Below are 24,818 nucleotides of genomic sequence, written 5' to 3'. Positions count from 1 at the left end.
CGATTAGCATGACTTAAGCTCAGTCATTCACTTGCTGACGCTCTTTGAGCCTAAGTACCTATTGAAACACTAATTCCCCGTTTTCAACTACCACGTTAATGGTTGTATTCGATGAAAACTCATTTGACAATATTTTATTGGCTAATGGGTTTTCAATGAGTTGCTGAATAGAACGTTTTAACGGTCTAGCGCCAAATAAGGGATCAAATCCAGCTTCAGAAATTAACGCAAGCGCCTCTTGTGAAACCTTTAACTCGAGACCTTTATCAGCAATCCGTTTAGCCAAAGATGAGATTTGAATACTTGCAATTTCTTGTATTTGCTCTGACAGTAATGGATGAAAGACCACCGATTCATCGATACGATTAATAAATTCAGGCTTAAAATTATTGCTCACTTCCATCATGACTTGAGCTTTCATCGCTTGATATTGACTATCATCGGTAAAGCTTTGAATAATTTCAGAACCGATATTAGAGGTCATAATGACGAGGGTATTTCTAAAATCAACCGTGCGGCCTTGGCCATCCGTTAATCGACCATCATCAAGTACTTGCAGTAAAATATTAAAAACATCGCTGTGTGCTTTTTCAATTTCATCTAATAAAATAACTGAATAGGGTTTACGACGAACCGCCTCGGTTAGATAGCCACCTTCTTCATAGCCAACATAACCGGGAGGTGCTCCCACTAGGCGAGCAACCGAATGTTTTTCCATAAATTCAGACATATCCACTCGAATTAAGGCGTCTTCACTATCAAACATAAAATGAGCTAACGCTTTGGTTAATTCGGTTTTACCAACCCCTGTTGGCCCTAAAAATAAAAACGAACCTATCGGCTGATTTGGATCAGAAAGACCGGCACGTGAACGTCTTATCGCATTTGAAATAGATACCACGGCTTCAGATTGGCCGATAACACGCTTGTGTAAGTCTTCCTCCATTCTCAGTAATTTATCCCGTTCACCTTCCAGCATTTTTGAAACAGGAATACCTGTAGAGCGACTTAACACATCAGCGATTTCAATATCAGTAACTTTATTTTTTAACAAACTCATTTCATGCATTTCGGCTTGAGTAGCTAAATCAAGCTGCTTTTCTAGCTCTGGGATGCGGCTATATTGCAATTCAGCCATAAGATTTAAATCACCGCTTCGACGGGCTGCATCCAGTTCTAACCGTGCATGTTCAAGATCGGTTTTAATCGCCTGCGTACCATGAATGGCGGCTTTTTCTGACGTCCAAACTTCATCTAACTCATGGTACTCTTTTTCTAAGTCAGTTAATTGCTGAGTGATCAGAGCTGAACGCTTCAATGATGAATCATCGGCGTCATCTTCTAACGATTTTTGCTCTAATTTTAACTGAATGATTTTACGATCAAGTTTGTCTAATACTTCTGGTTTAGAGTCCATCTGCAAACGAATACTTGAAGCAGACTCATCAATTAAATCAATCGCTTTATCTGGCAGTTGTCGATCACTAATATAACGATGTGACAAAGTTGCCGCAGCCACAATAGCCGGATCAGTAATTTCTACTTTATGGTGCAGCTCATAACGCTCTTTTAAACCGCGTAAAATAGCAATGGTATCTTCAACACTTGGCTCATCGACCATTACTTTTTGGAAACGGCGTTCAAGGGCGGCATCTTTTTCAATGTATTGACGATATTCGTCTAAAGTGGTGGCACCGACACAATGTAAATCACCTCGGGCTAATGCAGGTTTTAACATGTTTCCTGCATCCATGGCGCCATCGGTTTTTCCGGCCCCAACCATAGTATGTAATTCATCAATAAATAAGATGACTTGCCCTTCTTCTTTTGCAAGTTCATTGAGTACAGCTTTTAAACGCTCTTCAAACTCACCTCGGTATTTTGCCCCCGCAACCAATGCCCCCATATCGAGAGACAATACCCGTTTATTTTTTAAACCTTCCGGTACTTCATGATCAACAATACGTTGCGCCAGCCCTTCGGCAATTGCCGTTTTACCGACACCGGGTTGACCAATTAAAACGGGATTGTTTTTTGTCCGGCGTTGCAAAACTTGAATAGTGCGGCGAATTTCATCGTCTCGGCCAATCACAGGATCTAATTTACCCTGCTCTGCCCGATCGGTTAAATCAACCGTGAATTTATCAAGTGCTTGTCGAACATCTTCAGCATTTTGATCGTCAACCTTTTGACCTCCACGGACATGTTCTATCGCATCTTTAATTCGTTGTTCAGTTGCGCCAAGTGTTTTTAAAATTTGACCTAACTTGCCTTTATCTTCAAGAGCAGCGAGTAAAAACATCTCTGAAGAGATATACTTATCACCTGACTTTTGCGCATATTTATCACATAAATTCAGTAAGTTCCCCATGGCAGAAGACAATTGCACTTCGCCACCTGCACCAGAAACTTGGGCTAAATCATTAATCACTTTTTCAACTTGGCTTCTTAATGAAAAAACATCAACACCCGCACTTTTTAATAACGGGAGTGTACTGCCATTGTTTTGATTTAATAACGCCAACATTAAATGTACAGGCTCAATAAATTGATGGTCTTTACCTAATGCAATGGATTGTGCATCTGAAATTGCCACTTGAAAAGATTGAGTAAAACGGTCTAAACGCATAAAAATTCCTTACAGCCATATCACTGGACTTACGATTAATCTTAATTAAAATTTATGGGCGATTAATAATAATTCAAGCACTTTAAGAAGTTTTAAATTGCCATTTTGATTTAAATCAAGTTATCTCGACAATATATTACAAGGGAGTGTTGCATTATTTTATACAAATAATTGAAGCCATTCTGCCCGTCTTTTGCTCTCTTCGGTAAGAGTAATAACGGTCATTTTCAGCATAAGTGCAATGGGAATTAACCGAAAAATGATTCACTCCTAACTCAGTTAATTGTAATCGAGCTAGCTTTTGTAGATCAGCGAGCCACTTATTGGCTTGCTGGTTTTGTCGATGTTCAATAAATGCAGAAGAAAAATTAGCATTTACTTGTTCAAATTGCTGCTTAACGTCGACACCTACTTCGAAGTTTTCTTGGCGAATACAAGGGCCTAACCAAGCAACAACCTCATTGTTATCGCTATACATATTACCTAACGTTTCCTTGATTATTTCACCGGCTAATGAACGCCAACCAGCATGTATGGCGGCAATTTCCGTGCCTTGCTTGTTTGCTAATAAAATGGGTAGACAATCCGCTGTCATAATCGCTAACGCTAATTTCGGCGTACGAGTGATAACCGCATCGGCTTGAATAGGCGTATTGACATTTTTAACGGTAACTACATGATTACCATGTACTTGTTCTAACCATTGTATCGCGGTGTTTTGCGGTAAATAGTTGAGTAATTCCTGTCTGTTTTCTAATACCTTTTGGGCATCATCAGCAACATGTAAACCTAAATTAAAGTGTTCAAAAGACTTTGGACTAGCAATTTTTACACATGAAGATGAAAATGAATGTTGTTCTATAAAGGGATGTAAACGTGTAGTTTGAAATGCCTGAATGTGATCAACATGCATTTCAACTGTATCAAAAGCGATATTATTTTTAGGGTTTAGATTAAAAATCTGGCGTTTCATTCAACTTAGAATCTTCACGAAGAATATTAGTTAATGCCACCATATCTTGCGGAATTTCAGCATGCCAAGTCATTTGTTCGCCAGTAATAGGGTGAAACAACGATAACATAGCGGCATGTAAAGCTTGGCGTTTAAATCCTTTCAATACTTCTCTTAATTCAACAGTCGCATTTTTAGGAGGACGAGGACGACCCCCATATACCGGATCTCCAACCAAAGGATGAGTGATATGCGCCATATGAACACGAATTTGGTGAGTACGTCCAGTTTCTAGACGTAAACGTAAACGGGTATGTAAACGAAATTTCTCCATAACACGATAGTGTGTTACGGAAGGACGTCCTGAAATAGTCACCGCCATATGAGTGCGTTTAGTTGAATGTCGCCCAATAGGTTCATCAACAATGCCTCCGGCGGTCATAATACCACTAGCAATAGCTTCATACTCACGAGTGATTTCACGCGCTTGGAGTGATTCTACTAAATTGGTTTGCGCTGCAATAGTCTTAGCGACCACCATTAAGCCTGTTGTATCTTTATCAAGGCGATGCACAATACCAGCTCTAGGAACTACATCTACCTGTGGACAATGATGTAATAAGGCATTTAAAACTGTGCCGTCAGGGTTACCCGCGCCGGGGTGAACAACTAAACCAGCGGGTTTATTGATCACTAAAATATCATCATCTTCATAAACAATATTTAATGGGATATTTTGTGATTTAAAACGCTCTTCAGCCTCAACCTGAGTTTCAATACTGATCGTTTCACCACCGTACATTTTTTCTCGCGCTTTGGTTAATACTTCACCATTGACTTGAACGTGACCGGCTAAGATCCATTCTTTTAATCGTGAACGCGAATATTCAGGGAACATTTCCGCAATGGTTTGGTCGAATCGCTTACCTAAACATGATTCAGGAACGATATCTTTGTGTTGAATTTTTTCAGCCATTAAAATCTCTATTAATTAGCACTGTGCAAGGTTTGATTGCTAGGTTAGAATGCCAGTGCTTATTTTACCTGTTTGATAAATCAATTACACCAAATAATTACGTTGGGTAACTGAAACAAGTAAACATTTTATTTTAACGAACATACCAACCAGTAAGTAAGGTTAGTATTATAACGTAGTGATACCAAGGTCTATGGACAAACTGATAATTAAAACAATTTTTTTAGTACTCATATTAACTTTAATGGGTTGTTCTTCATCTGAAGAAACTGAATTAGATAAAGTGCCAGATAAATCTGCACAAGCCTTATTTACCGATGCGAGAGAAGCTTTAGATAACGGCTTATATAAAAAAGCGATACAAATACTGTCAGCCATTGATTCGCGTTTTCCATATGGACCAATTTCTCATCAAGTACAATTAGATTTGATTTACGGATATTATAAAAGTGGTGACTCAGCGCAAGGTATCGCACTGGCAGAACGCTTTCTTAGGCTAAACCCAAACCATGCTAATGTTGATTATGTCTATTATATGCGCGCATTAATTAACCTTTCTACCGAAGAAAATTTATTTCAAGACTTGGCAGGTATTGACCGTTCAGACCGAGATCCTACCGCAGCTAGAGAAGCGTTTAATGATTTTAAAACCATTTTAACTGACTTTCCGCAAAGCAAGTACGCGACAGATGCAAGAAAACGCATGATAGCGATTAAATCTCGCTTAGCAAAATATGAACTTTCAGTGGCTCGCTTTTACTTAAAACGTGAGGCTTACGCATCGGCAGCCAATCGAGGCCGCTTTATCGTGGAGCATTATTCAACGAGCCCAGAAGTTGAGCAAGCTTTAGAAATTATGATTGAATGTTATCAAGCGATGGGATTAAGTGATTTAGAAAGTAATGCGAAACAAGTATTAGCAGCAAATTATCCGAATAACCAAAACGCAGATGATTCGATTGACTAACACCAAGTTTTGATTGGATAACAAAATGGCGACTATTTAGTCGCCATTTTTTATGGTTCAATTACATTATCTTTTAAAAGATAATTTTAAATAAGCTTGCAATTAAATCGCTTCGCCATCTTCCTCGCCTGTTCTGATTCGGATCACCCGTTCAACATCAGTAACAAAAATTTTACCGTCACCAATTTTACCCGTTTGAGCAGAATCCATAATCGCTTTAATGCATCGCTCAACAGAGTCATCTTGAACAACAATATCAACTTTTGCTTTAGGCAAAAAATCAACCATATATTCTGCACCTCGATAAAGTTCAGTGTGGCCTTTTTGACGACCAAAACCTTTAACTTCAGAAACAGTCATCCCTGTAACGCCAATTTCACCTAAAGCTTCGCGTACATCATCTAATTTAAATGGTTTAATAATCGCTTCAATTTTTTTCATAAAAATAACTCGTTGATAATAAATAAACAGCAGATATAACTATTGTACACAATTGATTATAGAAATAAATTCTAAGTTCGAACAATAAAAATTCATCACTTCTATTTTAGAGTTTGATACACTAAGTATTAAGCACTTATTGATTCTACTCTCGCACATAGGAAAACAGATGAACCCGCAAGATATCATTGAAGAAATGAAGGTTTTACCCTCAATTGATGTAGATTTTGAAATTAAACGCCGTATTCAGTTTATTAAGTCACAATTACTCAACTCAGGCTTAACCAATTTAGTTTTAGGTATTAGTGGCGGCGTAGATTCTTCAACCTGTGGAAAACTAGCACAACTTGCTATCGACGAGTTAAATCAAGAAACCTCAAAAAATACAGATGTTCAATATCAATTTATTGCTGTTCGTTTACCTTTTGACGTACAGGCCGATGAAGTGGATGCACAATTAGCTATTGATTTTATAAAGCCCTCTCATTGCTTAACCACTAATGTACTTGCAGGTGTAGAAGGTATACATAACGAAGTCGTTCAAGCATTAAAAAATAAGAATCTACTTACCATGGCAGACGCTCAAATTGACTTCTCAAAAGGCAATGTAAAAGCCAGAGCACGAATGGCAATGCAATACCATATTGCGGGAATGTTAGGGGGGCTTGTTATAGGTACAGATCATTCTGCCGAAAATATCACCGGCTTTTTTACAAAATGGGGGGACGGTGCCTGTGATTTAGCACCGTTGTTCGGATTATCGAAGCGTCAAGTCAGACAATTAGCTAAAACCTTAGGCGCACCAAATGTGTTAATTGACAAAGCACCGACAGCAGATTTAGAAGAATTGTCACCAAGTAAAAAAGATGAAGATGCCTTAGGTATGAGTTACGACCAACTTGATGACTTTTTAGAAGGCAAGCAAGTCGATAGCCAAACGTTAGCATCTATTCTTGCTATTTATCAACGTACCCAACATAAACGTTCCGCCATTCCAACAATATATGACGTTTGATGATTAAAAAATCGACAAATTAACTGGCAAATAATTCATTTACCTTCTATACCTATTTCACGTTTAATTCTTCATGGATGATGAATAAAATGAGTAGGTATATTGGTTTTACGTTAATAGAAGTATTAGTTGCACTTGCGGTATTAATTTCACTTGTCGCAATAGGTGTTCCAAGCCTTATGGAATATACCGTCAAGTTGAAAGTAGATAATGAAATATCCCATCTTTATCGTTTATTGCTCTCTGCTAGAAATGCAGCAATCAATACAGGAAAATTCACCACAGTTTGTCCATTAAATGATAACAATCATTGTACTAATGATTGGGCTCAGCCTATCTATGTGTTTACAGACAGCAACGATAATAAACGTTTTGAGCCAAATAATGATGAACACATTATTGTAATGAAAAGCGCCATTGATAAACAAGATAAGCTGCAATACGGAAAAAATAGAATTGGCGTAACTTACGCATCTACCGGTTATTTATCAGGGTGGGGACAAAATGGCACCTTTAAGTACTGCCCTAAAAACCATGCAAACAGCTCTAGAGCTATCATAGTAGCAACATCAGGTAGATTATATAAATCTTATCAAAGTCAGACAGGTAAACATCAAGGTAAAGACAAAAATAGAAGCGGAAAAATAATTCTATGTGATTAAATCCCTTTTATAATAAAGATTAAATCCTCAGAACGCTGGAAATCATACTGAGGAATTTACATTGGCTGAGTAAGTCATAAAATGATATAACTTACTCAGACGGTTTAAAATTTAAGTTGTTTTTATTATGAAAAGTCGCAAAAAAATTATAAAACTAGTTTTGGTACATCAAGGTTTTACATTAATAGAGCTCTTGGTCAGTGTTTCTATTATTGGTGTACTTATGATGATAGCTATCCCCAATTTAAATAGTTATTTAGTTGAATCGCGCGTTGATAATGAAATTTCTGAATTACATCGCCTTATTTTAACCGCCCGTAATACAGCGATAAATAGCGGAAAAAATGTAACCTTGTGCCCATTGTCAACGTCTAATGTTTGCGGTACTGACTGGAAAAAAGAACTCACCGTTTTTAACAATACCGCTGATAACACAAAGTTTGATTCAACGAATGAACAAGTTATTAAAGTCAAAGCAGCAATAAAAACCAATGATTCATTAACCCTTAACCAAACATCCTTAGTGTACTCTCCTACCGGTCGGTTAATTAGTGGCAACAACAGTGTTTTTATTTATTGTCCAAAAGATTATCCTGAACTAGCCAGAGGGATCAATATTTCGTTATCAGGCAGGGTTTACGCCAGTCAAGACACAGATAATGATGATAAAGATGAAGATAGAAGCGGCAATGAATTAACTTGTAGTTAAATTCTTAAGGACTAATTTGTCGTTAACTTAACTTTTAATGGTTAACGGTTTTGCTATTAAATAAATTCATAACATTTAAAAAAGTCGTCATAATCGATTATTCATGATGACGACTTAATATAAAATTAATTAATCTTCGACTAAAACGCCCCAAACGTCATGTTCATCAGCATGGATAATTTGCACCCAAACTTGATCACCCGGTTCAACATCATACTCATCAGATAAATACACTTTGCCATCTATTTCTGGCGCGTCCATGTATGAACGCCCTACTGCGCCAAGCTCTGTAACCTCATCAATTAAAATTAGGTATTCTTGTCCAATGCGAGCTTGTAATTTATCCGCACTTATTTTCGCTTGAACAGCCATAAAACGTTGTAAACGATCTTCCATAACGTCCTCTGGAACATGATCGGGTAACTCGTTTGCAGTGGCGCCTTCAACGGGGGAATATTTAAAACAGCCAACACGATCTAATTGTGCTTCTGCTAAAAAGTCTAATAGCTCTTGAAATTCTTCTTCGGTTTCCCCTGGGAATCCTACAATAAAGGTCGAACGGATCACCAGTTCAGGACAAATTTTACGCCATTTTTTAATACGTTCTAACACACGGTCTGAACTACCTGGACGCTTCATCAATTTTAAAATACGCTTATTAGCGTGCTGAAATGGAATATCTAAGTAAGGCAGAATTTTACCTTCTGCCATTAATGGAATGATTTTATCCACATGCGGATAAGGATAAACGTAATGTAAACGCACCCAAACACCTTGCTTAGCCAATTCTTCACAAAGCTGCTGCATATGTGTTTTAACCGGCATACCTTCGTAAAAATCAAGCTTATGTTTTACATCTACCCCGTAAGCAGAGGTGTCTTGTGAAATAACCAATAATTCTTTTACGCCAGCATTTACTAAGCGTTTAGCTTCACCAATAACATCACCAATAGGACGTGAGTCTAAGTCTCCCCGCATTGAAGGAATAATGCAGAAAGTACAACGATGATTACAGCCTTCTGATATTTTCAAATAGGCATAATGTTTAGGTGTTAGTTTAACGCCATGATCAGGCACTAAATCAATTAACGGATTATGCATTGGTTTTTCAACATGTTCGTGAACTTGTGCTAATACTTCATCGTAAGCATGAGGGCCCGTAACACCAAGCACGTTAGGATGAAGCTCAACAATCTCATCTTTTTTTGCACCTAAGCACCCTGTTACTAGCACTTTTCCATTTTCCTTAAGTGCTTCCCCAATAGTATCGAGGGACTCTTGTACGGCAGAGTCAATAAATCCACAGGTATTGACTATCACCATTTCAGCATCATCGTAGGAATTTACCACGTCATAACCTTCGGTGCGAAGCTGAGTCAAAATCCGCTCAGAATCAACAAGATTTTTAGGACAACCAAGGCTGACAAACCCTACACGGGCAGCACGTTCTGAGTCTGTTTTAGAGTTTGATACATTGGCATAAAGCTCCTTTGACTGTTGGTCTAACACTTTACTTGGTGTTTCTAATGTCGTGGTTTGTTTTGGGTCGAATTGTTCAACTGCCATAATGTGCCTTTATGATTCGAAGTCATTTTACAGGGTGATTTTTAGTGAGCGGATTATACAGCTAAAAGCTACTAACTTCACTATTTCATCGGGGTATTAAGCATCTAACCCATCAGTCTTAAATAAACAATTTGTGCTACAGATAAACATTAAATGGCATGATTTAACTGTCGGAAAACTTTACATCTTTAATGGCTACCCCGAACCAAACAAGCTCAAGTTATTGATTATTAACGGGTTCTTTATCTGGCATTTATATTGCTTAGACATTAGTAAAATTTAAAAAATGCCCAATAAAGGAAGTCCCGTGAATATAAAAATGTTTAAAAGGTTACTAATCAGTTCACTATTCGCTATCAGTAGCTTTGCCAATGCAGGATTAATTACGCTTAATTCAGGTGATTATTATGGAGCCCTTGGCGGTGTTGGTGAATCTCGAGGAATTTCATTTGAAGCACTAAGCACTTTTAGTATTTCATCAGTAGGTATTGAAGCGGCACTAAACGCTCAAGATTTTGAAATAGTTATCTGGAGTAGCACAAATGGGCATCAATTGAATAATCTTCTTGCCTCTAGCGCGCAAACTTTTGGTACAACAAGCCTAGGTTGGAACGATATTGCAATTGATTTTACCTTTACTATCGGTAATTTTTATGCCTTTGAATGGCGCCCTGTTTCAGTAAATAAAACGTGGGCTAGTACTCTAACTTATTATAATGATAGCTCACTACCAGCAAGCATTGATGGCAAGTTTAAATTAATCGATGGTTATGAAGCTGAATTTGGTTTTAGTAACTTTTTACACCCAAATTTAAGAGTGAATACCGTTACCAGAGATGTACCAGAGCCCTCAACTCTTGCTATTTTTGCATTAGGCATTATAGGGTTAACATCAAGAAAATTAAAGAAACAGTAAGCTATCTGATTTAACTAAATAAACTGTTTAAACTAAACAAACTATAAAGCACCATTGTCTTGTAAAGTAATGGTGCTTATTTTTGTTTGAAATTTACCACACATGAAGTTAATCGGTTGAAATAGCACTTAAAATATCTTTGTCTATGCCTTTAAAAGCAATACCAATTAAGCAGTTGCTGAATTCGTGACCAAGCTTAACTGTTTAAATTTTCTGTTTTCACCTCAAAATTTTGAATTGCTTTCATCGGTTCAATATTAATAATTTTGGAACGGTTTATCGTTATTTTAAAACGCTGTATATATTCTTCATTTTTCTTATTACTTTGCACTAAAACCAAAGTCATTTGATATCGGCGCTCAACCCCTTGATTCGAAATTTTACTGCCGTCAAGTGAATATAGTCGTCCTTCACCTTTTTTAAGATACCGTACAAATGGGGTCAAATTAAATAATATTTGATTCTGTATTTCGTCGTAGCCAGGCAAAAACTCTTTTGATAAAACTTTTGACACGCAACGAAAATGCAACAGTTGGGCAGATTGTTTATTTTGCTGACGTCGTTTTTGTAACTGTTGTAAAACCTTTTTAGGTAAATGCTTTTTACTAATATATTCAAGCCATATTGTTTGCGAGCACACTTTGCTTTGGCTAACGCTATTACTGAATATATGCTGCCATTTTGCTCGCCCTTGTTGTATTTTACGCCAAATAATACGAGTTATGTCCTCTTTAAAGGTTTCCCTTAATCCGTAAATAAACCCCAGTAAAGCAATTAACACAACCGACACCTCAGTAAATGCCGAACGAGCATTCAAAATAATAGTCATAACAAATGCCATAATTATTGCAGTAACCGTTCCGCGAACAACACGTTTTAAATTAGTGTTGAGGTGATAAGTTTTCTTCTGAAAAACAACGCCATACTCGCTTAAACGTTGTAATAAACGCATTTTATTGGTAATCCGATTTGGATCGTCCATCGTGACTTGTGAATTATATTCATGCTCAATCCGGTATGTGTTTTCTTGTCGACATAATTCAAATAAGCTTTCACGCTCTTTAGATTTCTCACTGCTTTTGGGGCCATTTGCCAATAAATTTAAAAATGACTGCTCAACATACCAACTTAAATAATTATCAACATTGTCAAAATACGAACTAAGTTTCGGATCAGCAGGTGTATACCTTCGTAGCTTCTTCAATAACGATTGAGTTTGCTCTGCTAATTCTATGGCGCTTTGATAGAAGTCTTCAGTTGATTTATTTTGTAAGGTCTGTTTTAGATCTGTATCTAATGCCATCCTTAATTGATATGAAAATAAATTTAAATTACTGCGATAATCACTTTGCTCACCTTTTTGTTTACTGATAAAGCGGCTGCGTACTAAAGGCAAATGAATTTGATCTGAGTAATAAGCACTGTGCGCTTTAATACTACTATAAAAGTAACTTTCTTCTGTTAATGTGCTGGCGCTAATCCCCATTTCATCGGGTATTGAAAAGTAAAGATCTAAACATTGATGTTCTTGAGGTAACAGCTGATAGCTTAATTTAAATGATAAGTTTTCATCTTGTAATAATGATGTTTTTTTCAACGTGGTTATATACTCCTTTAGGTTTTAGTTACTCTTTTTCATTAATGCTTCATCATATACTAAAAATAGTGAATCTAATTCAGCATGTTATAAGTATAACAATGCCTAAGAAATTACCTTTAGTGTAAGTTAAGTATCTGTCATTTTTAGCTATTTTGCTAATTTATATAGATTTTTCTGCAAATATTATTAAGTTAATATTTTTCAAATATTGATTGAATTAAAACGATGAATAACATTTACTTCTTTAAGTGTTTTCCCTAAGAGTAAACCGCTAATACAATAGTAGTTTACCCGAATTTTTCAATCTAATTAAAAAGAGAGTTTAAAAATATAATTCCGTACTCATCGTATAAAAATTCCTTGTCTAAAAACACCGTATAGCAGATTAGTGGTGGTAAATAAGATTAAGCTATCATGCAACCAATCTTGGTTTACTTGCATTTATTTTGTCACGTTTTTTTACACTTTTTTGCGAAAATATACTTACACCTTTCACACAACAAAATAAAACCCACTATTATCAACAAGTTAACAAAAAAGGTTCGATTATTGCTTAATAGAAGTATAAACTTATAATCATTATGTTGATGATTGTTTTATCGAGGAAAAACGATGAATGTTAAATTATTAAAAGCTGCTTTAGTAGCTGTAGTTTTAATGCTTAGTAACACGGCAATGGCTGGGATTATTTATATTGGTTCATATAATCTCTATGACGGTCCTGCTTGGACGACAAACCCAGAGGTTTATAGTGCTATAGAAGCCGCTGAAGAAATTTTTGGCAGCCCCGTTAATGGAAACTATCTTATTTCAATCAATGGCACAGACATAAATAACATCAGTCAAACAGCTTGGTATGATGTTGTTGGTAATGGTGTGAGTGATTTTATTCAAAGTTATCGCTTAGATTCAAATGATGATGGATATGGCGCTTCTGGTTGGAGATCTGGCGATGACGCTTCAGCATATGTTAGAGACAATGGTGGTTCAGGAAATTTTATTAACTATGTTTTTCTTCAAGACAATACTCAAGTGCCAGAGCCGTCAACACTCGCTATCTTTGCATTAGGTATCATTGGTTTAGCTTCTAGAAAAATCAAAAAATAATTGAAATTTTAATAAAATAATCAATTAATAAGAGCATCAATGACTTTCAAAATCATTGATGTTTTTTTTGTTTGTTTTTTAAACGCGAGCTGTTTTTACTAGCCTTAACTAGTTTTAAACAGTGATAAACAAAACATCATCTGCCTATTATAATAGTTTGATTCTCAACGAATCGTTCATTTTCGACCTTTAACTTTTATTATATTTTCCAACAACTAGTTAAAGAATTGAGTGATAATATTTGTCAAATTTTTTTACAGCATCAATACATCATCAATAAAAACCACTGATTTTCAATAACTTAATTAATGGCCTTGATTTTGCTTTAACGATATTGCTCTATTGTGCAATTTTAAACAAGATAAAGGAATGATTATGAAGAAGGGTTTAAAACAATTAATGGCAGTGCTTATGTGCTCTGCTGCATTTATCTCAACTAATGCCTCAGCAACATTAGTGTCAGCTGGCGAGTGTACAACAGACAGCGTTACACTAGATCATGTTTCTGTAGTTGGGGATAATACTAATACCAATTTATTATCTAGTGGGCATGATGCTACTAGCTGTATTGGTACGTATTGGGGTCAAGATATTATTGGTGGTGGTGCCTATACTGACAATAATATTGGTGAATTAGGTGATGGTTTTTTAAACGGCCAGTGGGGTGTTTTAACGGGTAATGAATTTCTCGATGGACCAGAAGATTTACAAGATTTAGACGGTGACGGTAACGCAACAGATCCAGGTTGGATTCATTTAGGTGATACTTGGAAAAAATGGAGCACTGGTTTTACAACCAGCTATGACGAAGTTGGTACTCATGAAGAAATTACCTTTCAAGTAAATGAATTGTTAACTCTATCATTTGGTTGTAAAGAGTATTTTGCTAGTTTTGTCTCCGGATATAACTGTGCCGATAATTCAGGGTATTGGAAACTAACCACCGAACTAGGCATTATCGATGACGTGCAAAGTTTATTAGGAAAGGCGACCTTTGATCATCTTGCTTTTTCAATCAATTCATTAACTCGTTTTGCTGTTTATGATTTTAATTTTAAAGATATCTTTGCTGCAGAAAATAATGCTGATTTAAACTTTAATACGCCTTATATGTTAAGCGGTAGCTTTAATATGGATGATTTCCCAACCTTTGGTAACGATGCACAACCATTACATATCAATGTTTGGGCTAGAGATCCGGCTCAAGTTCCTGAACCTTCAACTATTTTACTTGCAGGCTTAGGTTTATTTGGCTTGATGTTAAACAGAAGAAAAGTGAATAATTAATCAAAGAATGAATGATATTTCAATGAGCTAGGCTATTGCCTAGCTTTTTTTCGCCTTTCTACAGCAATAATGACTAGTTATTATAATGAAGTATCAGAGCCTATCGATTTTTCACTATTCTGTTACATGCAAATGACACAATTAATCAACGCTAGAATGGACCAATCTTGCTGATTAATAAGTCATAAGAAGTGAGCTTTTACTAAAAAGCAGCTCAACTTTAACTTGAACGATTACACGCTAAAATAAATTATTTTTTGTTGATCCAATAACTTAATTTTTCATGAACATTTTTAGGCTCTATAGGTTTGGTAAGATAATCATCCATACCCGCATCTAAGCATTTTTGTTTATCACCTTCCATAGCATTAGCGGTCATGGCAATAATTGGCAACGAAATATTTCTAATACCAGCTTCACCTGCCCTTAATCTTCGTGTTGTTTCATAACCATCCATTTCCGGCATCTGACAATCCATAATGATAATAGTATATGGCTTTTCATCCGTAGCTGCCTGAATTCGCTGTAATGCCTCGATACCGTTTATTGCTACATCGGCAGTTAAGCCAATATTTTTAATAACACTTAACGCCACCATTTGATTGATTCGATTATCTTCAACTAGCAATATATTGGTTTCTGGTGGCCAGTTTTCACTCGGATTAATATTTTCATCTGAAAAAGATAAGTCACCCGCTAAACTATTTTCACTTGAAGATTCAAGTGAAGGTACGATTTTTTCGGTATTTTCTGTTTCAACTAACGGCTTTTCCTCATTTATTAAAACATTTAAAGCCTTCAATAACTCATGTGTGGTGATTGGTTTAGGAAAATAAGCACTAATGCCTAATTCATCATAGTGATCAGAATCAATTTGTTGATTCATCGAAGTCATCATTACTAACTTCATGGTTTGGTAATGTTTCGTTTCCCTGATTCGTTGCGCTAATACTTCTCCATTGACATTAGGCATATGCAAATCAAGTAATGCTAAATCAAAGTTTTTTACGCTAGAATTTGACCATCGACTCTCGCATAAATTCAAAGCTTCTTCAGCAGAATCCGCGACACTAACCTTAACTCCCCAACATTGAAGTTGTCGCTTTAAGACATCTCGAATCGTTGGGTTATCGTCGACAATCAAAACATCAATCATTGACGTTTCTAACTCGGGTGCAATTAATTGAGACGTTTTGCTTTTTTCCACTAAAAAAGATATTTCAAAACAACTTCCTTTACCTAGCTCGCTTGTTACAGTTACATCGCCGTTAAGCAATTTACAAAGCTCTTTCGTGATACTTAAGCCTAATCCGGTTCCACCATATTTTCTGGTCGTCGAGGCATCAGCTTGACTAAAAGCGCCAAATAATAAGGGAATATGTTCCTCGGCAATACCAATACCAGTATCAGTAATTTTACAACTAAATCGTAATTCATTATCTACTGTTGTCGGCGTTAATTTCGCGGTGATCAGAATTTCCCCTTGTTCGGTGAATTTAACGGCATTACTCAATAGATTGGTAATTATTTGCCTGATTCTATTTGGATCAGACTTTATCGAGGTAAATTTTACGTGAGTTAGATCCAGTATTATTTCAATATCTTTATGCTTTGCTGACATTGTTATTGACTCAGCAAGCTTGCCTAATAAGTTATGAACATTAAACTCAATCAGTTCTAATTCTAATTTCCCTGCTTCAATTTTTGAAAAATCAAGTATGTCATTAATTAAAGCTAATAATGAGTTAGCGCTTGAATAAGCAATATTCAAGCGATGCGCTTGCTCTGCCGTTAAACGACTATTCTTTAATAACCCCAGCATGCCTAACACACCGTTCATTGGTGTTCTGATCTCATGGCTCATATTGGCTAAAAATTCTGATTTAAGCTGGGTTGCTTCTTCGGCTTTTTCAAGGGCTTCAGTTAAGTCTTGAGCTTGCGCTTTTAACGTCGCTGTTTTTTGTGTCACTTGTTCTTCAAGTTTAACCACAAACTCTTTTTGTCTTGATATTTCCGCTCGTTGAAGTCGAGTACGTACATAAATTATTGAAAAGATAATAAATAGAGCAAAAGTAAAATAAATCAAATATGCCCACCAAGTTTGCCAAGGGGGTTGAGAAACGACCAAGTTGATGGTTAAAATTTTGTCGCTCCATATTCCGTTTTTATTGGCAGCTTTCACTAATAATCGATATGAACCACCATCTAAATTGGTAAATGAGGCAATGTTTCTATTACCAATATTTATCCAGTTATCATCATAACCTTCCAACTTATACGCATATTGGTTTTTAAACGGAGAAATAAAATCTAATGCAGAAAATTCGAAAGAGAAAAAGTAATCTCGATAAGATAAAGCAATATCGGTAACATACGCATAAGGCGAATCAAGTTGAAACGCTTGCCCCATTTTATTAAACCCGGTTAATACGACATTAAAATCACTCTTTTCTGACTCAATGTTTGTGGTTTTAAAGTATTCTATGCCTCTTTGACTACTGGTAAATAAGGTTTGATCTTTGCCACTTATTAAACTGTTTGGATAATAATTCGACCCCATTACGCCGTTATGACTATCATAATTAGTGACGTGACCAGAAGAAGGGTCGAGTTTTGAAATACCTTTATTAGTGGTAAGCCATAAAGTGCCATTGTCGTCATCAGTAACCGCGCGAATCAATGAAGTAGGAAGCCCATTTTTACGATCAAAATGCTTAAAGCTGTTTGTTTGTGGCTCAAATAAATTAAGACCTGCTTGCGTAGCAATCCAAATGTCATTGTTCTTACTTTGATGTATATCTTGGATAATACTGCCTAATAAGCTGCCTGCTTTATTTTTCTCTTCTTTGAAAGTGATAAACCGTTTTGTTTCATCATCCCAAAGGTTGACTCCATCACCAGTGCCGACCCATATCTGTTGATGGTTATCTTTAAATATCTCGAATACTTCAGGATGAGATAATCCAAACTTTTCATCCATATGAATAAAATGTTCCGTCGCAGGATTGTATTGATAAACCCCATTTTTATAGGTTCCAATCCAAAGGAGGCCATATTTATCCATGTTTAAAGCTCGTAACTCTCTAAACTCTTTATAACCCGCAGCACTCGTTGGGTAGTTTATAAACTTAAGTGTTTTAGTGACCAAATTATATGAAGCTAACCCTTCATCTTGTGCAATCCAAACTCGATTATTAACATCTTGAAATACAATTGGTTTTTCTAATAATCTATTGCCTTGATAACCATTTTCTTCACTAAAAATTGTCTCCGTTAATTTTTCTAATTTTTTCTCATCGATGTGCCACTTATATAATTGCGAGGTTGATGAAACAATCAACAAGTCGCCATTAGAGTCTGTGGTAATGCCGTTAGGAGGCCGTAATTCTGGGCTATTAATCGGTCTAAATTGACGGTGCGGAACAAGCTTGTAAATACCCTGTGTTTCATTCGTCACCCAAAGTGTTTTATTGTTATCTTCGAAAACAATTCGTAAGCCGCTATTATTATCTAAATCAAATCGCTCAACGACATCAGCTGACTTCGACTTGCGATACAAACCTTTACTTGTTACAAACCAGATATTGCCATCTTGAGCTTCAATCATTGAGTTTACTTGCTCAAGTATTGCACCTTGTTTATTTATTAAGTGAGTAAAAGTTTTGCTTTTATCATCAAAATAATAAGGCCCTTTTTGCGTGCCGACATAAAGTTCATTATTAGTAGTTTTCAAAATATTGCGAATTTCGTTGCCACCTGTTGGTGAATAATTATTTGGCTCAGGTAAGAAATGTTCAAATTTAGAGGTCGTTTTATCAAATAAATTTAACCCAAAACTTGTTGCAATCCAGAGACTATCTTTATCATTATCTTCAATATCCCAGATGCGGTTGTGAGATAAGCTAGTTTTATCCCCTAAACTTTTTTCAATACGCTCAAAACGGTCATTTCCTAGATATTTATTCAAGCCTTTATCATAGGTTCCTAACCAGATATGGCCTTGTTGATCATGAAATAAGGTTTGAATTCTCCCAGAAGAAATTGAGTCTAGGCGTTTCGGGTTATGAAGGAAGTTTTCAAAGCGTCCAACTTTAGGATCATAACGATTCGCCCCGCCCCCCCATGTTCCAATCCATATTTGACCTTGGTGATCTAACATGAGATTACCAGCATCATTATGCGATAAACTGTTGGTACTTGTGCTATCAAATTCAAATAAGGTTACTTTACGACCGTCATAACGCATCACACCGTTTTCTGCAGTACCAAACCATAAAAAACCCTGATGATCTTGAATGATGGAATAGACTTCTGAAGAAACAAAACCATCCTCCGCGGTAAGTTTTTCAATAGCGTAGTCATTTTTAAGAGCCGATAATTGCTCTGTGCTGTTTGCAGATACGTTAATCACCAAAGAAAAACAAAAGAAATAAATAAAGCGATTAAAAAAAGATTTAGAAATCATAGACATTTTAACTGATTCTATTTAATAAAAGAGAAAATGAAATTCAAAGGTTACTCTAGAGCATTTCATAAAAAATAGCTATGTTATCCCTTTCAAAATCATAATATCTTAATCGTTATGCTTAAAAACACTAAGATTCAATAGAAGAAATAACGGCATAAAAAATAAGTTTAAAATAATAAAATTATCAATTATATTAATAATTAAGCAGAAAAACTGGTTTAAAAATCAAACTAGAATATACTGGAAATTGTCACTACAAAATAGAAATCTTATGCTTAAAAAATTTAATATTTTATCTTGCTTTATCTTTTTTATTTATTTTTTGCCACTGACGGTTTACTCAGAAGCTGTTGACCCTATTGAAGTTATTGAGGTAACGGCGCAAAAACGTGTGCAATCGGTGCAAGATGTACCGTTTTCAATTGCCGCGATTTCTTCGCAAACGTTATCATCTGCAAAAATAGGACATGCTAGTGAAGTCACGACATTAATTCCCAATGTTAATGCGACCAGATCTATAAGTGGCATCAGTAATTTCTTTATTCGAGGTGTCGGCATGGACGGTTTTAACTTATCGTCAGTACCTGCAGTTGGTCTATATGTTGATGATGTTGCAATTCACAGCCCGGTTCTCGCCAATTTTGCGCTATTTGATTTACAGAGAGTGGAAGTTTTAAAAGGACCACAAAATACATTATTTGGCAAGAACACCACCGGAGGTGCGATTAATTTTTTCACAAATGACGCAAATAATGAAGGTGACACTTCAGGCTTTGGGGAATTAAGTTTAGGAAACTTTAACCTTATTAAAGCTGAGGGAGCGATTAGTTTTCCTCTCACTGATAAAGCTGGTATCAGGCTCTCAGCATACTCACACAAAAGAGATGGCACAGTTTCAAGTAACATCCCCAACAATACTTCAGAGTATAATGATATTAATCGTTTTGGGGCTCGAATGAAGTTGTTATACATCATTGACGACAACCAGCAATTATCATTTAGTCTCTATGGCGGTCAGCAAGATCAAGTTGCTGAAATTAAAACAGCAATGAGTCCTCAGGATAGTCAATCAATCATAGATATTGATAGCCAAGACCTGTCAAAGAATTATTCTTCATTGATCAATCCTCCAAATGATATCGATGCATACGGCGGGTTTTTAAAGTTTACTTCGCACAGCGATACTTTTATTTTTAATGCCATTTCATCTTTCGAAAATGTCGTCTCTCAACGTATGGATGATTGGGGAGGCCAACAACTTCAATCCAGTGTTTATCAATCTAATATTTATAACTCAACTGATACTGAAACGTTGTCCCAAGAGCTGCAATGGCAATCGGCACTCAATAACGATATCCATTGGGTTTTCGGTCTACTTTATAACATAGAATACGGAAATATATTTCAAGCGGCATTAATTGATCCCGCAGGCCCAGGTAGACCTGATGACAGCATAGCGGATGAAGGTATCGGCCCAATGTTCGATAGAGGAGCATGGATTGACCATAAAAGTCGCACCTTTTCAACCTATGGGCAATTGACCTACCCCATCACTGAAAACCTAAATTTAACTTCTGGTTATCGTTGGACTACTCAACATCTTAAGCCAACCGTTCATGCTGCGGGTATGATGATGGACTTGCCCGGACAAGAATTTCCACTCGGCAGTTTGGGTTGGTACAGTATAGGAAATAATGATTTTGATCGTTTATCAGATTTTATGGGCTTTCAGCGAGCAACACAATATATCACCGCCAATGGAGGTTTTCCGGCATCAGAACAAATAGATGAAACTTTTAATGAATGGGGGGGGAAAATATCATTGGATTATCACTTAAATGAAAATTTGATGCTCTATAGTTCATTATCAAGAGGCTTTAAAATGGGCGGCGTTAACTCAAACCCCACTGTTACTGCGTATAAATCATTACTCAGCAAAACCGTTAAACCGGAAAGTTTAGTCACCACTGAAATCGGTTTTAAATCTGAATTCCCGAATAGTGCCCTAAGGCTAAATGGCGCTATTTTCAAAAACACTTGGCGTGATTATCAATTCTTTTTAGTTTATAACCCTGGCAATCCGGCTAACTTATTTGCCTCTCTTGTCAATTTACCTTCTGCCGAGTCAGCCGGTGCAGAGCTTGAATTATCTTGGCAGGCTTCATCGACCCTTCGTTTCAACCTCAGTACTGCCTGGTTATCAACCAAAGTAACTGATGGGCAATTAGACACATCGGGGATCTCCCCCCTGATCGTTGAAGGATTTCAAAACCAAGTTGTTTCAGGTAATCAGCTCACCAATGCCCCTGAATTTAGCTACAGCATTTCTGTCATTAAAAATATTGAATTTACCCACAGTGAACTAGAATTAAGTATGTATTATAACTTTTTAGATAAGCACCCACATCAACTTGCTGGTACACAAAGTTCTATTTGGCTTGATAATTTTTCAGAAGATATGGTAGGTTTACTTACATTAAATAGTGTTTATTTTTTTGGCAAAGAAAGAGAATTCCAATTATCACTGTGGTTAAAAAATGCGTCTGATGAAAAATATTGTACTGAGCGAGCAATAGCGCCAGGAACATCAACCGAAACCGCTAGATTATGTGCCCAAGGTGATCCTAGAGAAATTGGCTTAACATTTAAAAGGACTTTTTAATTCTAATGCTAACTTTTAAAACAAAAATACTGTTTGAAAAGCCTGCCCTTATCGCATTATCGGTGCTAATAATTAGCTTAACTGGCTTAATTATTTTATATAGCTATTCACTTAAAAATGAAAAACAAGCGGTATATGAGAAATATCAGCAACGTGCTGAGTTACAAACCAAAGATATTGAAGCAGAAATAAAGCGTTCTTTTTTTCAAGTCTCCTCTATTGCTAATTTATATTCCTCTTCAGGGTGGGTAAGTCATTCAGAGTTTTCTCAATTCGTTCGACGGGTATTCCCAAATTTCCCCAAAAACCGAAGAATCAGTGCGATTCATCATATTCCAGCGTCATATATTGATGATTATTTAACTAATATTCGCCAAAACCCAACCCCTGAATATGAAAAGTTTAGTATCTTTGATTACTCGGCTCCGAATGAACTTAGCGAAGCAACAACAACTGATAACTTTTATAATATTATTAGTTATACTTTCCCAGCACAAAATATAGCTAACTTTCTCGGTCGTTCGATAGTAGAGTCGTCACCAATATCCCCTTTAATTTTTCCGGCTATAGAACTAAAAAAACCTATTGTTTCTGATTTTTCACCGCCTTTATCAACGATAAAAGATGAGCCTTTTATTATATATGTTCATCCTTTTTTCTCTATCGATACAGTGTCGGATGATTCATCAGAAGTCAGTGGTTTAATTGTCTCGAGTCAATCAATCTCGGACTTTTTCATCAACGAGTTAATCAGTAATCCTGATGATAATTATAGATATATCTTGATAGACAGCAATAAAAACGCATTTCACTTTCCAAGTAATACATTACGCAGTTTTGATTCTACTTTACTGGCAGAACTACCGACAATTCATTTTCAATTTACCATCCGATTAATCAATAATCGTTTTGAATTGATTGTTATCCCAAATGATCAGCAATTAGCAGACATTGATAGTTTGCTATACCCTCTCTTTATTGTTGGCATTATTTTAATTTTTGCTATCTCATTTATCACCTATTCATTGTTGTCTCGTCAAAAGCTTTTAACCCGAGAAGTAAAACGTAAAACGTCTGCCATTTATCATCAACGAAATCAATTATCGGAACAGAATCGTCGCCTAATACATGCCGTAGAAGCCGCAAAAATTTCTGCCAATGCTAAATCAGAATTTCTTGCCAATATGAGCCATGAAATAAGAACTCCGTTAAATGGAGTCATTGGTTTAACAGAGCTATTAAATAGAACTCAACTAGATGTTGATCAAAAGGAATATGTTGAGAAACTTATTTATTCAGGTAGACATTTATTATCGGTTATCAATGATATTTTAGATTTTTCCAAAGTAGAGTCAGGCAAAGTTGACCTAGAAATTTCGGCATTTTCAATTTTTAGTATTATTGATAATTTAAACGGCACATTTCAAGATATAGCCAAAGCCAGAGGTATAGACTTTAAAGTTTCTATAGAGGGATACGCGCCACCTGACTTAATGGGTGATATTTTTAGAATCAATCAAGTGTTAATGAACTTATGCTCGAATGCGATTAAATTTACCGAAAAAGGCCGTGTAGATGTTATCATTTCTATGAATAAAGTAGATGATAAAAATAATATCTTTATTCTTAGATTCCAAGTTAAAGATACAGGAATAGGCATAAATGAAAAAGATATCGCCACTTTATTTAGCAATTTTAGCCAAGCCGACTCATCAACGACTAGAAAATATGGCGGCACAGGTTTAGGGTTATCAATAAGCCAGAAACTCTGTCAAGCGATGGGAGGCGACATAAACCTTACTAGCACTAAAGGCAAAGGTAGTATCTTTACTGCGTTTATAAAGATTCAGTTAAATACCGATATTTTAATTGATGAACATGAATTAACTGAAAAACACAAAACATTGATAAATGAAAATGTTGAGGTGCTAATTGTCGATGATAACCCAATCGCCTTGAATATTATTAGCAACTATTTAGCAAGTATAAACATGACTCCTATTACGGCACAATCGGCAGAAGAAGGCTTAGATATACTGCAAAATTCAGAGCACAAAATTAAATTGATTATTTCTGATTGGACCATGCCACACACCAATGGAGGTGAATTTGTTCAAGAATTATTAACCCTAAATATGAAGGTAGTACCTAAAGTTATTATCCTGTCAGCTTACGAAACTTCTTCAATCGAAAAAGCCAGAGAAGCACTCCCTATTATTAAAACGGTTTTACAAAAGCCCTGTCCAACAGAAGTATTACATCAAGCAATAATATCGGTATTAAAAAACAAAACACCGGTAAAAGAAACAATGATCATACAAAAACGCTTGGAAGGTATAAATATATTGGTTGCTGAAGATAACAATATAAATCAATTGGTTATCAACAAAATACTCACTGCAGAAGGCGCGGATATAACCATGGTGAATAATGGTGTTGAAGCAATAAAAGTTATCAACGCCCCCAATAAGATTGACATTATATTAATGGATATTCATATGCCGATTATGGATGGCGTTGAAACCACTAAAATTATCCGCTCGAGTCTAGATAAAAAATTAGTAAAGCTACCAATAATAGCACTGACGGCCAATGTTTTAGAAAGTGATGTTAAAAGCTACTTAGCTGTTGGAATGAATGCACATGAATCTAAACCTATTATTAAAGAAAGTTTAATATCTACAATCCTTAGCCTAATAAAATAACGTGTTTTAAGGGCAAAATTAATCAAAAACTAATTGCTTATCATCAATAATCTTTCTTATTAGTTTTAATTATATTTACCTTAACAAGAAAAATAACGCATTTAGATTTCGTAAGAAAGACCCCGCAAATTTTTGTTACTTTCAGTGTTAGCTTGT

16 protein-coding genes are annotated in these 24,818 nt (G+C 35.9%); 9 read left to right on the top strand and 7 right to left on the bottom strand.

Annotation, left to right across the window (positions count from 1 at the left end; genetic code table 11):
* Positions 1 to 58: 58 nt before the first annotated feature.
* The 3 genes from clpB to rluD all read right to left on the bottom strand — a co-directional run bounded on the left by clpB (position 59) and on the right by rluD (position 4,557).
* Complete coding sequence (gene clpB / locus RM573_RS12705; protein ID WP_311582600.1) at positions 59 to 2,629, bottom strand: ATP-dependent chaperone ClpB; 2,571 nt, start codon at positions 2,627 to 2,629, stop codon at positions 59 to 61.
* Between the two features lie 154 nt (positions 2,630 to 2,783).
* Complete coding sequence (gene pgeF / locus RM573_RS12700) at positions 2,784 to 3,602, bottom strand: peptidoglycan editing factor PgeF (RefSeq protein ID WP_311582597.1); 819 nt, start codon at positions 3,600 to 3,602, stop codon at positions 2,784 to 2,786.
* Positions 3,583 to 4,557, bottom strand: a complete 975-nt coding sequence (gene rluD, locus RM573_RS12695) for a 23S rRNA pseudouridine(1911/1915/1917) synthase RluD (protein WP_311582594.1) — start codon at positions 4,555 to 4,557, stop codon at positions 3,583 to 3,585. Before rluD ends, pgeF begins: the two co-directional genes overlap by 20 nt.
* Before the next feature lie 193 nt (positions 4,558 to 4,750).
* On the opposite strand from rluD, the gene RM573_RS12690 reads away from it, so the two are divergent.
* The gene (locus tag RM573_RS12690; RefSeq protein ID WP_311582591.1) at positions 4,751 to 5,524 is read left to right on the top strand and encodes an outer membrane protein assembly factor BamD; all 774 of its coding nucleotides are present in this window, start codon (positions 4,751 to 4,753) and stop codon (positions 5,522 to 5,524) included.
* A gap of 102 nt (positions 5,525 to 5,626) precedes the next feature.
* On the opposite strand, the gene glnB is transcribed toward RM573_RS12690, so the two are convergent.
* Complete coding sequence (glnB, locus tag RM573_RS12685) at positions 5,627 to 5,965, bottom strand: nitrogen regulatory protein P-II (RefSeq protein ID WP_303452888.1); 339 nt, start codon at positions 5,963 to 5,965, stop codon at positions 5,627 to 5,629.
* A 169-nt stretch (positions 5,966 to 6,134) separates the two neighbouring features.
* Here glnB and nadE point away from each other — a divergent pair, with 169 nt between their 5' ends.
* From nadE to RM573_RS12670, 3 genes are all read left to right on the top strand, one after another.
* Positions 6,135 to 6,980 (top strand): NAD(+) synthase, encoded by an 846-nt coding sequence (gene nadE, locus RM573_RS12680; protein ID WP_311582586.1) that lies wholly within the window; start codon positions 6,135 to 6,137, stop codon positions 6,978 to 6,980.
* A gap of 89 nt (positions 6,981 to 7,069) precedes the next feature.
* Positions 7,070 to 7,642 carry a GspH/FimT family pseudopilin gene (locus tag RM573_RS12675; RefSeq protein WP_311582583.1) on the top strand — a complete coding sequence of 191 codons (573 nt, stop codon included), beginning with the start codon at positions 7,070 to 7,072 and terminating at the stop codon, positions 7,640 to 7,642.
* Positions 7,643 to 7,769: 127 nt separating this feature from the next.
* A complete protein-coding gene (locus tag RM573_RS12670) occupies positions 7,770 to 8,351 on the top strand; it encodes a GspH/FimT family pseudopilin (protein WP_311582580.1) in 582 nt (193 codons plus the stop codon).
* 129 nt (positions 8,352 to 8,480) lie between these two features.
* Here RM573_RS12670 and rimO read toward each other — a convergent pair whose 3' ends face one another.
* Entirely contained in the window at positions 8,481 to 9,917 is a 1,437-nt protein-coding gene (rimO, locus tag RM573_RS12665; RefSeq protein WP_311582577.1) for a 30S ribosomal protein S12 methylthiotransferase RimO, read from the bottom strand.
* A gap of 307 nt (positions 9,918 to 10,224) precedes the next feature.
* Between rimO and RM573_RS12660 the strand changes: the two genes are divergently transcribed.
* Positions 10,225 to 10,833 (top strand): PEP-CTERM sorting domain-containing protein, encoded by a 609-nt coding sequence (locus RM573_RS12660; protein WP_311582574.1) that lies wholly within the window; start codon positions 10,225 to 10,227, stop codon positions 10,831 to 10,833.
* Positions 10,834 to 11,029: 196 nt separating this feature from the next.
* On the opposite strand, the gene RM573_RS12655 is transcribed toward RM573_RS12660, so the two are convergent.
* Positions 11,030 to 12,430 (bottom strand): DUF92 domain-containing protein, encoded by a 1,401-nt coding sequence (locus tag RM573_RS12655; protein WP_311582571.1) that lies wholly within the window; start codon positions 12,428 to 12,430, stop codon positions 11,030 to 11,032.
* Positions 12,431 to 13,045: 615 nt separating this feature from the next.
* On the opposite strand from RM573_RS12655, the gene RM573_RS12650 reads away from it, so the two are divergent.
* Together RM573_RS12650 and RM573_RS12645 are read left to right on the top strand one after the other, a co-directional pair.
* The gene (locus RM573_RS12650; protein WP_311582568.1) at positions 13,046 to 13,540 is read left to right on the top strand and encodes a PEP-CTERM sorting domain-containing protein; all 495 of its coding nucleotides are present in this window, start codon (positions 13,046 to 13,048) and stop codon (positions 13,538 to 13,540) included.
* A 375-nt stretch (positions 13,541 to 13,915) separates the two neighbouring features.
* Complete coding sequence (locus RM573_RS12645; protein ID WP_311582565.1) at positions 13,916 to 14,827, top strand: PEP-CTERM sorting domain-containing protein; 912 nt, start codon at positions 13,916 to 13,918, stop codon at positions 14,825 to 14,827.
* Between the two features lie 250 nt (positions 14,828 to 15,077).
* On the opposite strand, the gene RM573_RS12640 is transcribed toward RM573_RS12645, so the two are convergent.
* Positions 15,078 to 19,298: a response regulator gene (locus RM573_RS12640; RefSeq protein ID WP_311582561.1), complete on the bottom strand. Its 4,221-nt coding sequence runs from the start codon at positions 19,296 to 19,298 to the stop codon at positions 15,078 to 15,080.
* Positions 19,299 to 19,566: 268 nt separating this feature from the next.
* Between RM573_RS12640 and RM573_RS12635 the strand changes: the two genes are divergently transcribed.
* Positions 19,567 to 21,957, top strand: a complete 2,391-nt coding sequence (locus tag RM573_RS12635) for a TonB-dependent receptor (RefSeq protein WP_311582558.1) — start codon at positions 19,567 to 19,569, stop codon at positions 21,955 to 21,957.
* Positions 21,958 to 21,962: 5 nt separating this feature from the next.
* Entirely contained in the window at positions 21,963 to 24,662 is a 2,700-nt protein-coding gene (locus RM573_RS12630) for a response regulator (RefSeq protein ID WP_311582555.1), read from the top strand.
* The last annotated feature ends 156 nt before the right edge of the window (positions 24,663 to 24,818 follow it).

The sequence above is a fragment of the Thalassotalea castellviae genome, from assembly GCF_031846185.1.
In the GTDB taxonomy this organism is placed as follows: Bacteria; Pseudomonadota; Gammaproteobacteria; order Enterobacterales; family Alteromonadaceae; genus Thalassotalea_H; species Thalassotalea_H castellviae.
The sequence above is the reverse complement of the archived record's forward strand: the minus strand, read 5'-3'. Positions and strand labels throughout refer to the sequence as shown.